The organism is Amycolatopsis sp. NPDC021455 (assembly GCF_040640995.1).
Taxonomy (GTDB): Bacteria; Actinomycetota; Actinomycetes; order Mycobacteriales; family Pseudonocardiaceae; genus Amycolatopsis.
Genome location: NZ_JBFACT010000085.1, coordinates 1 through 13,016, shown reverse-complemented (window position 1 = coordinate 13,016; position 13,016 = coordinate 1). Strand labels below are relative to the sequence as shown.

Annotated in this window: 15 protein-coding genes; 5 read left to right on the top strand and 10 right to left on the bottom strand. The window is 71.1% G+C overall.

Annotated elements, in window-relative coordinates; translation table 11 throughout:
- Nucleotides 1-4: 4 nt before the first annotated feature.
- Both AB0G28_RS44025 and AB0G28_RS44020 read left to right on the top strand, forming a co-directional pair.
- Nucleotides 5-694, top strand: coding sequence for a TetR/AcrR family transcriptional regulator (locus AB0G28_RS44025; RefSeq protein WP_361103829.1), 690 nt, complete (start codon nucleotides 5-7; stop codon nucleotides 692-694).
- Between the two features lie 26 nt (nucleotides 695-720).
- Nucleotides 721-1,569 carry an LLM class F420-dependent oxidoreductase gene (locus AB0G28_RS44020; protein ID WP_361103827.1) on the top strand — a complete coding sequence of 283 codons (849 nt, stop codon included), beginning with the start codon at nucleotides 721-723 and terminating at the stop codon, nucleotides 1,567-1,569.
- Here the strand turns inward: AB0G28_RS44020 and AB0G28_RS44015 are convergent, their stop codons facing one another.
- A complete protein-coding gene (locus AB0G28_RS44015) occupies nucleotides 1,570-1,893 on the bottom strand; it encodes a nitroreductase family deazaflavin-dependent oxidoreductase (protein ID WP_361103825.1) in 324 nt (107 codons plus the stop codon).
- Between the two features lie 170 nt (nucleotides 1,894-2,063).
- On the bottom strand, nucleotides 2,064-2,891 hold the full coding sequence (locus AB0G28_RS44010) for a hypothetical protein (protein WP_361103823.1): 828 nt from the start codon (nucleotides 2,889-2,891) through the stop codon (nucleotides 2,064-2,066).
- Nucleotides 2,892-2,951: 60 nt separating this feature from the next.
- Between AB0G28_RS44010 and AB0G28_RS44005 the strand changes: the two genes are divergently transcribed.
- On the top strand, nucleotides 2,952-4,475 hold the full coding sequence (locus AB0G28_RS44005) for an AMP-binding protein (RefSeq protein WP_361103821.1): 1,524 nt from the start codon (nucleotides 2,952-2,954) through the stop codon (nucleotides 4,473-4,475).
- A 34-nt stretch (nucleotides 4,476-4,509) separates the two neighbouring features.
- Nucleotides 4,510-4,815, top strand: a complete 306-nt coding sequence (locus AB0G28_RS44000; protein WP_361103819.1) for a hypothetical protein — start codon at nucleotides 4,510-4,512, stop codon at nucleotides 4,813-4,815.
- Here AB0G28_RS44000 and AB0G28_RS43995 read toward each other — a convergent pair.
- The 8 genes from AB0G28_RS43995 to AB0G28_RS43960 form a co-directional block, all read right to left on the bottom strand.
- On the bottom strand, nucleotides 4,812-5,918 hold the full coding sequence (locus tag AB0G28_RS43995) for an epoxide hydrolase family protein (protein ID WP_361103817.1): 1,107 nt from the start codon (nucleotides 5,916-5,918) through the stop codon (nucleotides 4,812-4,814). The genes AB0G28_RS44000 and AB0G28_RS43995 overlap by 4 nt on opposite strands.
- Nucleotides 5,915-6,460 (bottom strand): dihydrofolate reductase family protein, encoded by a 546-nt coding sequence (locus AB0G28_RS43990; RefSeq protein WP_361103815.1) that lies wholly within the window; start codon nucleotides 6,458-6,460, stop codon nucleotides 5,915-5,917. The genes AB0G28_RS43995 and AB0G28_RS43990 overlap by 4 nt, the downstream gene beginning before the upstream one ends.
- Before the next feature lie 42 nt (nucleotides 6,461-6,502).
- Complete coding sequence (locus AB0G28_RS43985; protein WP_361103813.1) at nucleotides 6,503-8,791, bottom strand: molybdopterin-dependent oxidoreductase; 2,289 nt, start codon at nucleotides 8,789-8,791, stop codon at nucleotides 6,503-6,505.
- Entirely contained in the window at nucleotides 8,788-9,813 is a 1,026-nt protein-coding gene (locus tag AB0G28_RS43980; RefSeq protein WP_361103811.1) for an LLM class flavin-dependent oxidoreductase, read from the bottom strand. The genes AB0G28_RS43985 and AB0G28_RS43980 overlap by 4 nt, the downstream gene beginning before the upstream one ends.
- Nucleotides 9,810-10,301, bottom strand: coding sequence for an SRPBCC family protein (locus AB0G28_RS43975; protein ID WP_361103809.1), 492 nt, complete (start codon nucleotides 10,299-10,301; stop codon nucleotides 9,810-9,812). The genes AB0G28_RS43980 and AB0G28_RS43975 overlap by 4 nt, the downstream gene beginning before the upstream one ends.
- A gap of 69 nt (nucleotides 10,302-10,370) precedes the next feature.
- The gene (locus AB0G28_RS43970; protein ID WP_361103807.1) at nucleotides 10,371-10,874 is read right to left on the bottom strand and encodes a helix-turn-helix domain-containing protein; all 504 of its coding nucleotides are present in this window, start codon (nucleotides 10,872-10,874) and stop codon (nucleotides 10,371-10,373) included.
- Nucleotides 10,875-10,906: 32 nt separating this feature from the next.
- Nucleotides 10,907-11,482 carry a GNAT family N-acetyltransferase gene (locus AB0G28_RS43965; protein ID WP_361103805.1) on the bottom strand — a complete coding sequence of 192 codons (576 nt, stop codon included), beginning with the start codon at nucleotides 11,480-11,482 and terminating at the stop codon, nucleotides 10,907-10,909.
- A gap of 9 nt (nucleotides 11,483-11,491) precedes the next feature.
- Complete coding sequence (locus tag AB0G28_RS43960) at nucleotides 11,492-11,881, bottom strand: cupin domain-containing protein (protein ID WP_361103803.1); 390 nt, start codon at nucleotides 11,879-11,881, stop codon at nucleotides 11,492-11,494.
- A 43-nt stretch (nucleotides 11,882-11,924) separates the two neighbouring features.
- On the opposite strand from AB0G28_RS43960, the gene AB0G28_RS43955 reads away from it, so the two are divergent.
- Nucleotides 11,925-12,890, top strand: coding sequence for a helix-turn-helix domain-containing protein (locus AB0G28_RS43955; protein ID WP_361103801.1), 966 nt, complete (start codon nucleotides 11,925-11,927; stop codon nucleotides 12,888-12,890).
- The last annotated feature ends 126 nt before the right edge of the window (nucleotides 12,891-13,016 follow it).

Here is a 13,016-nt window from a genome sequence, read left to right as displayed (position 1 = left end):
CTACATGGCCGGACGATCGAGCAACGCCACCAGTACCCGCGACCGCCTGCTGCTGGCCGCCGCCCAGCTCCTGCACGAGGCCGGCGACGGGCCGGTGTCGACGCGGGCGATCTGCGAACGCGCCGGCGTCCAGGCCCCCACGCTGTACCACCACTTCGGCAGCAAGCAGGGCCTGCTCGACGCCGTGGTCAACTACGGCTTCACCCAGTACGTCCAGGCCCCGTCGCCGGACGGCGATCCGGTGGAGCGGATCCGCGCGGGCTGGGACCGGCACGTCGAGTACGGCCTCGCGCACCCCGCCTTCTACGTGCTGCTCTACGGCCAGATCGAGCCGGGCGTGCCGTGCAACCTGACCTCGAGCGCCGAGGCGATGCTGCTGGAACTGTTCACGCCGTTGGCGCGCGAAGGCCGGCTGCGCGTCGAGGCGGCGGAGGCGGCGCGCCAGCTCGCGGCGGCCAACAGCGGCGTGACGCTCAGCCTGATCGCCCAGCCCGAGGAAAGCCGCGACCTGGCCATGTCGGCGCAGGTCAGGGAGTCGGTCCTGGCCGGGCTGCTCGCCGATCGCCCGGCTGAAGGATCGTCAGTGAGCGCGCTAGCGGTCGCTTTGTCGACCGCGCTCACCGACGACACCGACGCGCTGACGACCACCGAGCGCCAGCTGCTGAGGGAATGGCTCCACCGCCTGGCCGCGTGAACGCTACATTTGCTACATTCGGTTGTATGACGAGTGTAGTGAAGCAGTTCGGCGTGTTCCTGGCCCCGCACCGCGACGACGCGACCCGGAAGGAGCAGGCGATCGCGGCCGACGAGCTCGGCTACGGCACGGTCTGGTTCGGCACCGGCCGGAACTCCGTCGGCGACCTCGCGTTCGTCGAGGACGTGCTCGCCGCGACCGAGCACATCACCGTGGCGACGGCGATCGTGAACATGTGGGTCGACGAGCCGGAGACCCTCGCGGAGTCCTACCACCGGCTCGCCGGCCGGTACGGGCAGCGGCTCCTGCTCGGCATCGGCGTCGGGCACCCCGAATCGGTCACGGAGTACCGCAGCCCCTACGAAAAGATCGTCGGCTACCTCGACCGGCTCGACGCGGCCGGCGTCCCGGCCGACGCCCGGATCCTCGCCGCGCTCGGCGACCGCGTGCTGAAGCTGGCCGCCGAGCGCACCGCGGGCGCGCACCCGTACCTCGTGCCGGTCGCGCACACGCGGCACGCCCGGTCCGTCCTGGGCCCGGGCAAACTGCTCGCGCCGGAGCAGAAGGTCGTCGTCGACGAAGACCCGGTGGCCGCGCGCGCCATCGGCCGCCCGTACGTCCGCGAGCCCTATCTGGGCCTGCGGAACTACGTGAACAACCTGCTGCGCCACGGGTACACCGAGGCCGACGTCGCCGGCGGCGGCAGCGACCGCCTCATCGACGACCTCGTCCTGCACGGCTCGCCGGAGACCATCGCGAAGGGGCTTCGGTCCCATGTGGACGCCGGGGCGGACCACGTGGCGGTGCAGGTGCTCGGCCCGTCACCCGAAGCGGAGCTGGCGAACCAGCGGCGGCTGGCCGAAGTGCTGCTCTGATCAGGCGTCGAGCCGCCGCAGCTCGACGACCGGCAGCACCCGGGTCGTTCGCTCCTGGTAGGCCGCGAACCCCGGCTCCCGCTCGACGACGGCGGCGAAGAGCTCGTCGCGGTCCGGCGGAAGCACCGCCGCCGCTTCGAAGGTCTCCGTCCCGGTCTCCACGGTGACCAGCGGGTTCCGGCGGAGGTTGTGGTACCACGCGGGGTGCTTCGGCGAGCCCATCGCCGAAGCGACGACGACCAGCCGGCCGTCGATGTCCAGGGCTCCCAAGGTGACCCGGTGCTTCCGGCCCGTGCGAGCGCCGGTGGTGGTGAGGTGGATCAAGGTGGTCCTTTCCGATGAAGAGGTCACCGGAGGCCGTGAGCCGACACGGATCGGGCGCGCGGAGGCACACTCCTGCCAGGAAAAGCAGAACGTGTCGATCTCAAGGGGGCTGAGTAGCCACTACCTCCGTGCGTAGGCCCATCCGGGGCGCACTGGCACGTTAGCACGCGTCAGCGAGCGGCGTCGGCGGCTTTCCGGGCTTCTTCGGCGGCCGCGTCGGCCTGCTCGTAGGTCTCCTTGGCCTGTTCGAACTCCGCCGTCGCGCGCTCGGCGCGCTCCTCGGCCTCGGCCAGGCGCGTGCGCAGGTCTTCGACGCGGGCCGTCGCCTGCTCGGCGGCGCGTTCGGTGCGGACGAGGTCGCGCTCGGCCACCGCGCGGTCCTTGGCCCGCTCGGCCGCTTCCTTGCGCAGGCGGTCGCGTTCCGCGCGGGCCCGCGCCCGCTCCTCTTCTTCGCGGCGGTGATCCCGCTTCGGCTTCGCCGGTTCCGCCTTGTCCACCAGCTTCTTCGGGCGTTGCCCGGTGGCGGGCGGCACGCTCGCGGCCAGGGTGAACCACTGGTCGGTGTCCTGGTGCGCCACCGACGTCAGCCGCCCGGCGAGGGCGAGCGCGGCGGTGTCCGGGTCGGCCGCGACGGCTTCCAGGGTCGCTTCGACTTCGCGGGACACCGAGTCGCTCATCGACGGCAGCCCGTGGCTGATCCGCCGGACGAGCTCGCCGCGGCGGCGGGTCAGCGCGCGCAGCTCGTCGCCGGCCAGCCGGGTGTGCGCGTCCCGCAGCTCGTCGCCCAGCTCCGCCAGCTCACGCAGCTCGTCCGGGTCTTCCCGGGCCAGGCGGTTGACGATCGCCGCGGCCGTCGTCGGCTTCCGCAGCTCGCGGATCTTCGCCGCGAGCTCGGCGTCGCCCTCGGCCTTCGCGGCCTTCGCCGCGGCGTTGCGCGCGCTGACGAACTCCGCGAGGTCGCCCCCGTAGAGCTCGCCGGCCACCGTGTCGAAGTCCATCGGCTCCAGCGAACCACATCGGACTGGTGTGAGCACCCGCGAAGGGTCATCATCGGGGGCATGTTCTTCGATCTGGGTGTCCGGGACTTCCTCGACCGCGCGGAAACGGTGTACCCGGACCGGGTCGCGGTGGTCGACGAACCGAACCAGCCCGCGCCGAGCTGGGGTTCGCTCACCTACCGCGAGGTGGCGCGGCGGGCCCGCGCGCAGGCCGCCAACCTCGACGCGCTGGGCGTGCCGGCCGGCGGGCGGGTCGCGATGGTGTCGCACAACGCCGCGCGCCTGCTCGTGTCGTTCTTCGGCGTGTCCGGCTGGGGCCGGATCCTGGTGCCGGTCAACTTCCGGCTCGCCCCGGCCGAGGTCGAGTACATAGTGGAGCACTCCGGCGCGGAGGTGCTGATCGTCGACCCCGAGCTGGCACACCTGCTGGACACGGTGACGGCCAAGCACGTCTTCGTCCTGGGCCGCGACGACGACGCGATCTGGGGCGGTGACGGGTCACCGCGGCCGTGGGACGGCGACGAGTCGGCGACCGCGACCATCAACTACACCTCGGGCACGACCGCGCGGCCGAAGGGCGTCCAGCTGACCCACCGCAACATCTGGCTGAACGCCGTCGTCTTCGGCCTGCACACGACGTTGAACGACAACGACGTCCTGCTGCACACCCTGCCGATGTTCCACTGCAACGGCTGGGGCATGCCGTACGCGGTGACCGGGCTCGGCGGGCGGCACATCGTGCTGCGGAAGGTCGACGGCACCGAGATCCTGCGGCGCATCGAGGAACACGGCGTGACGATCCTGTGCGCGGCGCCCGCGGTCGTCACGGCCGCGCTGGACGGCGCCGCCTCGTGGGAGGGCGAAATCCCCGGCCGCGACCGCGTCCGGATCGTCGTGGCCGGCGCCCCGCCGCCGACGCGCACGATCGAGCGGGTCCGCGCGGAACTGGGCTGGGAGTTCATCCAGATCTACGGGCTCACCGAAACCGCGCCGCTGCTCACGGTCAACCGGATGCGCGGCGAGTGGGCGGACAAGGACCCGCACGAGCAGGCCCGGCTGCTGGGCCGCGCGGGCACGCCGGCGCTGGGCGTCCGGATCGCGGTGGACCCGGACGGCGAGGTGCTCGCGCAGTCGAACCACAACCTCGACGGCTACTGGGAGAACCCGGCGGAGACGGCCCGGGTGCAGGAGGGCAACTGGTTCCACACCGGCGACGGCGGGACGTTCTCGGAGGGGTACCTGACGATCGCCGACCGCAAGAAGGACGTGATCATCTCGGGCGGCGAGAACGTGTCGTCGATCGAGGTGGAGGACGCGCTGAACTCGCACCCGGCGATCCGCGAGGCCGCGGTGATCGGCATCCCGGACGAGAAGTGGGGCGAGCTGGTGACGGCGCTGGTCGTGGTGGACGGAGACGTCACGGCCGAGGAGCTGATCGCGCACTGCCGCGGTTATCTGGCGGGGTACAAGTGCCCGAAGCGGATAGAGTTCCTGGATGAGCTTCCCCGCACGGCCACGGGCAAGATCCAGAAGTTCAAGCTCCGGGAGCCGTTCTGGCGCGGACAGTCGAGGCAGGTCAACTGAGCTGAGGTTCTTCTTCGACGCGGGTTCCGGCACGGTGCTCTGGACCCTCGACGAGGGCCCCGCCGACCTGGACCGGCTGCCGATCACCCCTTCGCTGCGGGCGGAGCTGGACGACCTCGCGATGCAGTACGACGAGTCGATGAACGGGGACTACCCGCCCGACCCCGGGCCGTGGCGGGAGGCGCGGTGCGAGCGGTTCAACACCGATGTCCGCGCGGCTCTGGCCCGGTTGCGGGCGGAGCTGGAGCCGGGATGGGCGATCCGGGACGAGTTCACCGAACTGCACGAGGATCCCGGGCTGGACCGCTACCTCGCCGACCCGAAGGGGTTCAAGCGCTAGCGGACCAGCCTGAAGAACGTCCGGACCTCCTCGACGAACAACTCGGGTTGCTCGTAAGCCGCGAAGTGGCCGCCTCGGTCCAGCTCGTTCCAGTGCCGGATGTCCGTGTACCGCTTCGCGGCCCAGCGCCGTGACGGCCGGGGCATTTCCGCCGGAAAGATCGAACACCCCACCGGGACGTCCACCGTGTCGTCGGTCGCCTCGGAGAACCACTTCTGGACCTTGCGGATGCTCTCCCAGTACAACCTGGCCGACGACGCCGCGGTGCCGGTGAGCCAGTACAGCGTGATGTCGTCCAGCAGCTCGTCGCGCGTGAACGGGAAGCCGTCGGACCAGGCGTGGAACTTCTCCACCAGCCAGCCGCACAGCCCGGCCGGGGAGTCGAGCAGGCTGTAGCCGATCGTCTGCGGGCGCGTCGACTGCAGCACCGAATAGCCGTCCTCCCAGCGCTGCGCGTGCTTCAACGCGTCCAGCGCGGCCCGCTCGGCCGGGGTCAGGCCGCCCAACGTCGCCGGGTCGGGTGCGGCGATCGGCGGGTTCAGGTGGATGCCCGCCAGGTGGGCCGCGTCCTGCTGGGCCAGCGACGTCGTGATCGACGTCCCCCAGTCACCGCCCTGTGCGCCATAGCGCGAGTACCCCAAGCGGGCCATCAACGACGCCCATGCCGCCGCGATCCGCTCGATGCCCCACCCCGGCGACGACGGCTTGTCGCTGAAGCCGTAGCCCGGCAGCGACGGGATCACCAGGTGGAACTCCGCCGAGAGCGGCTCGATCACCTTCGAAAATTCGACGAACGAGCCGGGCCAGCCGTGGGTGAGGATCAGCGGCAACGCGGCCGGATCCGGCGAACGCACGTGCAGGAAATGGATGCCGAGGCCGTCGATTTCCGTGCGGTACTGCGGAAATCGGTTCAGCCGCGCTTCCGTGCGACGCCAGTCGTACTCCGAAGCCCAGTATTCGCACAGGGGACGCAGGTAGCCCAGCGGCGTGCCCTGGCTCCAGTCGTCCACCGGCTCACCCTCCGGCCAGCGGGTCCGCCGCAGGCGCGAGCGCAGGTCCTCGAGGTCGGCCTCGGGGACGTCGATCCGGAACGGCGTGATCACGCCGGCACGTAGGTCAGCCGGACGACGCCGTTGCCGAACGCCGCCGATTTCCGCAGCTCCAGCGGGAACGACGGCCCCTGCTCGGGGAACAGCCGCTTCCCGCGGCCGACGACGATCGGGTAGAGCAGCAGGTTCAGCTCGTCCACCAGGCCTTCGCCCAGCAGCCACCGCACCGTCGTGGTGCTGCCGCTGGTCATGATGTCGCCGCCCGGGCCGGCTTTCAGGGCCCGGACGGCCTCGGCCGGATCGCCGGTCAGCAGGGTCGAGTTGTTCCACGCGACCGCGGACAGCGTCGACGAAAGCACGTATTTGCGCACGTTGTTCATGAACTCGGCGCCCTCGTCGTCCTCGACGGTCCGGCCGGGCCAGGCCTCGGCGAACCCCTCGTACGTGACGCGGCCCAGCAGCATCGCGTCGGCCGCCGCCATCCCGGCGCCGACGGCCTGGCCGATTTCGTCGCTCCAGTACCGCAGCGACCACTTGTCCGGTGCTTCGACCACGCCGTCGAGGGAAATGAACAGGTTCGAGACGATCTTGCGCATGAGCCCCCCTTGGTCAGGGTCCCACTATAAACCGCCGAACCGTCAAGACCGTCCACTCGAGACAGTCAGGCGCGCCCGTTCTTCCTCCGTCGCCGGTTCCAGGCGTGCCGGGACGTCCTTGTGGTGCGGGGTGCCGGCGATCGGGTCGCGGTCGAGGGGGTCCGTCAGGAGGTTGATCCGCGGCCCGCTCACCACCCGCCGCCCGTGGTCGTCCGGGTGCGCCATGCCGTAGCCGTGCGGCAACGCCAGCTGTCCCGGCCGCAGCCCGGGGTCGGCCTCGGCGCGGACGACCACCCGCCCGGCCGCCGTCACGACGGCCACCCAGTCGCCCGGCTCAGCGCCGATCGACGCGAGTTCCTCGGGACGTGCCCGCAGCGCGCCGTCCGGATCGGTGCGGCGCCAGCGTGGGTCACGCAGGATCTGGTTGGCGTTGTGCGCCCGCCGTTGGCCGTTGAGCAGCGAAAACGGATACTCCGGCGCCGGCCGGTCGGCGGCCGGGTCGAGGGAGGCCAGCCAATCCAGCAGCTCGGGCACGGCCAGCCGGACGCGCTCGCGGCGCATCAGGCTCCACACCTCGTCCTGCTCGTGGGCCGAAAACGGCGTGGGGCCGGCCAGCACGCGCGAGAACAGCTCCTCCCCCAACCGCGGTCCGGTGGCGTCACTGCCCAGCGCTCGCTGCACCTGCACGGTCATCGTCTTCGCCGCGCGGTGGCAGCCCGCCCACAGCGGCGCGATCGACGCCGCGCCGGCGGGCAGCGACGCGCCCAGGGTGCGGTAGAGCAGCACGGGCAGGATCGCCGCCCGTTCCGGCACTTCCTGGACCAGCGCCGCGATCCCGGCCTGCAGCTCCGAACGCGGCCCGGCGGCCAGCGCGGCAAGAGCGTCGGACGTCGGCAGCACGCCCAGCGCGTCGAACAGCCGCGTGTAGATCTCGGCTTCGACGAGCGTGCCCGGCAGCGGGTCCAGCAACGGCGGCCGCAGCTGGAAGTAGTTCGTCGGCCATTCGAAGGTGAAGAGCGTGAACTCCCACTTCTCGTGCTGGGAGGCCGCGGGCAGGACGTAGTCGGCCAGCGCGGCGGTTTCGGTGTACGCGATGTCGACGACCACCGACAGCTCGGCGGCCCGCAGCGCACGCTCGACGTCCCGCGTGCCCGCGAAGGTGTTCGCGGGATTCGACGATTCGACCCACACCGCACGCACCCGGTTCGGGTGGTCGGCGAGGATCTCCTCGGCCAGGGTGTTCGCCGGGAGCAGGCCGCCGATGTACTCGAACCCGGTGATCTCGGAGCGCTGCCCGGTCGTCGCTCCCCACAGCGGCAGCAGCCACGAATGCAGGTTGTTCGTGCCGCGGCGGCCGAAGTGCCCGGTGAGCAGGTACAGCAGCTTTTCGAGGTAGCTGTTGAGCGTCGAGTTCCGGCCCTGCTGGATGCCCAGCTCGACGCGGACGGTCATCGCCTTCGCCGCGCACATCAGGTCGACAGCGCGTTCGACGTCCACACGGGACACTTCGGCGTGCGCGATCCACTCGTCCACCGGCACTTTCGCCAGCACGGCGGCGACCTCGTCGAAGCCTTCGGTGCGGGCGGCGAGGAACTCCGCGTCTTCGCCGCCGCGTTCCAGGATCAACGCGAGGATCGCGGCCAGCAGGTAGGCGTCGGTACCCGGACGCAGCGGCAGGTGCAGGTCCGCCATTTCGGCGGTCTCGGTGCGCCGCGGGTCGATCACGATCATCCGGCGGGCCGGGTCGTTCTTGATCGTGTTGAGCGCGTGCCGCGCGTTGGTGAACCCGTGGGCCAGCCAGGGGTTGCAGCCGAGCACGACGAGCAGGTCGCAGTGCTCGACGTCCTCGGCGGTGTGCACGCTCGTCGAGCCGAACAGCCGGCCGTTGACCCAGAAGTCGCCCGTCTTCTCCTGCGAGAGCGCGTTGAAGTGGCGCGACGAGTTCATCCACTTCAGCAGCGACGCGCCGTACGCGCCGCCGGAGTGGTTGCCCTGACCGCCACCGCCGACGTAGGCGAACGAGCCGGGCCGCCCGGCCGCGGTGTCGGCGTCGCGGAGGGCGTGCAGCTTCACGGCGATTTCGGTGAGCGCGGTATCCCAGCCGATCGGCTCGTGGGTGCCGTCGGGGCGACGCCGCAACGGTGTCGTCAGCCGGTCTTCGTGGTCGCCGTACCAGGTCAGGCGCTGGGCTTTCTGGCAGAGGTAACCACCCGAGCGCGGGTGCGCCTTGTCGCCGCGGACGCGGGTGATCTTCCGGCCGTCGAGCTGGACCTCCAGCCCGCAGTTGAGGTAGCAGAGGCTGCACGCGGTGCGCTGCCACTCGCCGGTCATATCAGCTCCAATGCGCGACCAAGCGTCGTGAGACGCGCTTCGAGTGTTTCACCGGCCGGGTACAGCCGGACCGTGTCGATCCCGGTGGCACGCCAGACGCGCAAGCGTTCGCGCACCATCTCCTCGGTGCCGATCAGCGTCGTGCCGAGCACCATCTCGTCGGTGACGAGCGCGGCGGCGCCGTCGCGGTCGCCGGCCTGCCAGCGCTCGCGGACCTCGGCGGCGACGTCCGCCCAGCCCTGACGGCTGTAGGCGTTGTTGTAGAAGTTCGTGGTGGCCGAGCCCATCCCGCCGAGGCTGAAGGCGAGTTCCTTCTTACGGCCGCCGACCATGACGCGCAGTTCATCCTCGTTGTCCGCGAAGGCGACTTCGGCGCCCTGGCAGACGTCGATGTCCTTGCGCTGCCTGCCCGCCTTCGCGAGCCCCGCGTCGAGGTGCGTGAAGTACGCGTCGGCGCCTTCGGGCACGAAACTGGTGCCCAGCCAGCCGTCCGCGACCTCGCCGGTGAGCTCCAGGAGCTTCGGCGACAGCGTCGCGAGGTAGATCGGGATGTCCGGGTTCGGCGCGGTGGACAGCCGCATCGGCCGGGCCTCGCCGGGCAGCGGGATCTCGAACGCCCGGCCGGAGAACGAAATCTTCTCCCCGGCGAAAGCCTGGCGGATGATCTCGACGGTCTCCCGCATCCGCGTCAGCGGTTTCGCGAACGGGACGCCGTGCAGGCCCTCGATCACCTGCGGCCCGGACGGCCCGAGCCCCAGCGAGAACCGCCCGCCGGACAGGTCGGCCAGGGTCAGCGCGGCCTGCGCGATCGCGACCGGCGTGCGCGTGCCGAGCTGGACGATGCCGGAGCCGAGCCGGATCCGGCCGGTGCGGGCGGCGAGGTAGCCCAGCGCGGACGGCGCGTCCGAGCCCCAGGCTTCGGCGACCCAGCAGACGTCGAGACCGAGCTTTTCCGCCTCCAGCACGAAGTCCAGCGTCGTGCGCGTGTCTTTCGAGAACTCGACAGTCGTGGCGGTCTTCATCGGTTTTCGATCCGGGCCTTGATCGCGGCGACCGTGCCGGCCATCGCCGTCTCGAACTCCCGCATGCGGACGAAGACGATCTTCTGTTCCTTCTCCGGCATCCGGTCGATGGCGAACGACAGCCCGGACCGGCCCGGGCCCATCCGCATCCACTGGCTCAGCCGGGTGCCGCCGTTTTCGGGCTCGAGCGTGAACTTCCAGACCGCGCTGGGGTGGTCCGGGTCGGCGACGGCCCACGCGAAGACGCGCGGCGCTTCGCACTCGACGACGTAGGACGTCGTCTCCCACTCGCCGAAGGCGTCGTGCTTGCTGCGGCCAAGGAACCTACGGCCTTCTTCGCACCACTCGACGGACTGGAGTTCCGGACTCATCTCGGGCATCAGCGAGATGTCCGAGACCACCGGCCAGACGTCCTCGGGTGCGGCGTCGATCCAGGTGGAGACCTCGGCCGTCGGCAGGTCGGCGTACCTCGCCCCGGTCCACTCCATCGTGGTCGCACCCCTCTCAGAGAGCCTTCTGACCACGATAGTTGCGTAGATAGACCTACTCTGTCAACGTCACTCCTGCCGCGCGAACCGCTCCTCGACGTCCGGGCGACGCGCCAGCCGCGGCGGGAACCCGGGCCCGCGGCGCATCCGCGTGTCGTCCGGCGTCATCGGCTCGCCGCACCCGGCGCAGGTGATTTCGGCGTGCGTGTCGTGCCCGCAGGCGAGGTGGTGGACGGTGATCGGCGGGCCGGCCTCGCCGGCGAGCCACTTGTCGCCCCAGCGGGTCATCGCGAGCAGCACCGGGTAGAAGTCGCGGCCCTTCTCGGTGAGCACGTAGTCGTAGCGCACCGGCTCGGTCTGGTAGGGCACCTTCTCCAGCAGCCCTTCGTCGACCAGCCGCTTGAGCCGGTCGGCGAGGGTGTTGCGCGCGATCCCGAGCGCCTGCTGGAACTCGTCGAAGCGGCGCACGCCGTAGAAGGCGTCCCGCAGCACCAGCGGGGTCCACCAGTCCCCGAGCAGATCCATGGTGCGCGCGATCGAGCACGGCCACTGCGCGAACGATGTCCGTTTCATGCGGCCGAGGATACGCCGTTTCGGAGAGAGACTCAGCAGGTCAGCCGCATGACGACCCGCCGCGCGGTCGGACGGCTGACTTCGGCGAAGCCCGCGTCGGCGAAGATGCCGACGGTGCCGACGAACAGTTCGGCGGGCCAGGCGACCTTCTTCCCCGGCTCGACGAGGATCGGGTAGCCCTCGACGGCCCGGGCACCCCGCTCACGGGCGAAGTCGCCCGCCGCCTTCGCCAGGGCCGCACTCACCCCTTGGCGCCGGAAGCCCTTGCGCGTGACGAAACAGGTGACCGCCCAGACGCCGTCGTCGGCCGGGTCCTCGTCGCGGCCTGCCCAGACGACGCGGCTGCCGAGCAGGTGCGGGTAGGCGGTGCGGGGCTCGACCGCGCACCAGCCGGCGGGCTCGCCGTCGAGGTGGGCGACGAGCCCGGTGGCGTGCTCGGCGGTCTGCGTCCGGAACCGCTCGGCGCGTTCCGCGGGGGTGCCCGAACGCCATTCGGCGGGCGTCTCCTTGAAGTACTGGCACCGGCAGCGGGCCGGATCGCCGCGGTCACCGAAGATCGCCTGCAGGTCCGCCCAGGGCGCCTGGTCGACGGGTACGACAGTCAGCATGCTCCGAAGCTAGACCAGGTGACCGGTCGTGACGTCGACGTGGCCGGGCACCTCGTCGTGCTCGTCGCCGACGGACAGCGTCCCGGACGGCTCGACCAGGAGCACGCTCGCGCCCGCCTTCGACGACGGCTTGTGGAACGTGCCCTTCGGGACCACGAACACCTGACCGCGCGCCAGCGTCACGACGCGTTCGTCCGGATCACGCAGGCCGATCTCGATTTCGCCGTCCAGGACCAGGAAGAACTCGTCGGTGTGCTCGTGGACGTGCCAGACGTGCTCGCCGTCGAACCGGGCGAGGCGGATGTCGTAGTCGTTGACGCGGGTGACGATCCGCGGGCTCCAGGCGGCGTCGAAGCTCGCCAGGACTTCGTTGAGGTCGATCGGGTTCATGGTCACCATCCTGCGCCTGGCTTTCGCGTCGGACGAGTGCTAGGAATCGCACATGCCGCAAGAATTCTCGCACCGGGTGGTCGCCATCGTCACCGAGCAGTCGAACCCGTTCGAGATGGGCGTGGCGACGGAGTTGTTCGGGCTCCGGCGTCCCGAGCTGGATCGGCCCTGGTACGACTTCACGCTCTGCGCGGCGACGCCGGAAGTGCGGATGAACCTGGGTATGTTCACGCTGTCCGGGGTCGCCGGGCTCGAGGCCGCCGACACCGCGGACACCCTGATCGTGCCCGCCCGGCCGGACACCGACGTGCCGACGGCCCCGGCGACCATCGCGGCGATCCGCCGGGCCGCCGACCGCGGCGCCCGGCTGGTCAGCTTCTGCACAGGGGCGTTCGCCCTCGCCGAGGCGGGCGTTCTCGACGGCAAGCGGGCGACGACGCACTGGCAGTGGGCCGCTTCGCTGGCCTCGCGGTTCCCTCGCGTGCGCTGGGAGCCGGACGTGCTGTTCATCGACGAGGGCAACGTCCTGACGGCGGCGGGCAGCGCGGCCTCGCTCGACCTCGGCCTGCACATCATCCAGCGCGACCACGGCGCGGAGGTCGTCAACGCGGTCAGCCGCCGCCTGGTGTTCACGGGCCACCGCGACGGCGGGCAGCGGCAGTTCATCGCGCGACCGGTGCCCGCGGTGCCGGAGACGTCGCTGGCGCCGGTCCTCGCGTGGGCCCTCGAGCGGCTGGACACGCCGCTGACGGTCGCCGACCTGGCCGCCCGCGCGTCGGCCAGCCCGGCGACGCTGCACCGGAAGTTCCGCGCGGAGTTGGGCACGACGCCGCTGGCCTGGCTGACGACGGAACGGGTGACGCTGGCCTGCCGCCTCATCGAGCGCGGCGAGCTGCGCCTGGACCGGGTGGCCGAGGCGAGCGGGTTCGGGACGGCGGCGAACCTGCGGCTGCAACTGCGGCGCCACACGGGCCTCAGCCCGAGCGCTTACCGCCGCCGGTTCGGCCCGGCCGCGTGACCTGGGCGGGCGCCCGAGGTTCGTTGACAGTGGCTTGGCAAACGCCCCAATGTGGCGTTGGGTGCGCTCAACGCACCCAACGCCACATTGGGTGCGCTCAACGCACAGATCGGTAGAGCGTCGTGG

What these genes read in the sequence shown, in the direction of transcription:
- AB0G28_RS44025 (WP_361103829.1), top strand. Translation starts at nt 5, where the DNA reads ATGGCCGGACGATCGAGCAACGCCACCAGTACCCGCGACCGCCTGCTG.
- AB0G28_RS44020 (WP_361103827.1), top strand. Translation starts at nt 721, where the DNA reads ATGACGAGTGTAGTGAAGCAGTTCGGCGTGTTCCTGGCCCCGCACCGC.
- AB0G28_RS44010 (WP_361103823.1), bottom strand. Translation starts at nt 2,891, where the DNA reads ATGGACTTCGACACGGTGGCCGGCGAGCTCTACGGGGGCGACCTCGCG.
- AB0G28_RS44005 (WP_361103821.1), top strand. Translation starts at nt 2,952, where the DNA reads ATGTTCTTCGATCTGGGTGTCCGGGACTTCCTCGACCGCGCGGAAACG.
- AB0G28_RS43990 (WP_361103815.1), bottom strand. Translation starts at nt 6,460, where the DNA reads ATGCGCAAGATCGTCTCGAACCTGTTCATTTCCCTCGACGGCGTGGTC.
- AB0G28_RS43985 (WP_361103813.1), bottom strand. Translation starts at nt 8,791, where the DNA reads ATGACCGGCGAGTGGCAGCGCACCGCGTGCAGCCTCTGCTACCTCAAC.
- AB0G28_RS43980 (WP_361103811.1), bottom strand. Translation starts at nt 9,813, where the DNA reads ATGAAGACCGCCACGACTGTCGAGTTCTCGAAAGACACGCGCACGACG.
- AB0G28_RS43975 (WP_361103809.1), bottom strand. Translation starts at nt 10,301, where the DNA reads ATGGAGTGGACCGGGGCGAGGTACGCCGACCTGCCGACGGCCGAGGTC.
- AB0G28_RS43970 (WP_361103807.1), bottom strand. Translation starts at nt 10,874, where the DNA reads ATGAAACGGACATCGTTCGCGCAGTGGCCGTGCTCGATCGCGCGCACC.
- AB0G28_RS43965 (WP_361103805.1), bottom strand. Translation starts at nt 11,482, where the DNA reads ATGCTGACTGTCGTACCCGTCGACCAGGCGCCCTGGGCGGACCTGCAG.
- AB0G28_RS43960 (WP_361103803.1), bottom strand. Translation starts at nt 11,881, where the DNA reads ATGGTGACCATGAACCCGATCGACCTCAACGAAGTCCTGGCGAGCTTC.
- AB0G28_RS43955 (WP_361103801.1), top strand. Translation starts at nt 11,925, where the DNA reads ATGCCGCAAGAATTCTCGCACCGGGTGGTCGCCATCGTCACCGAGCAG.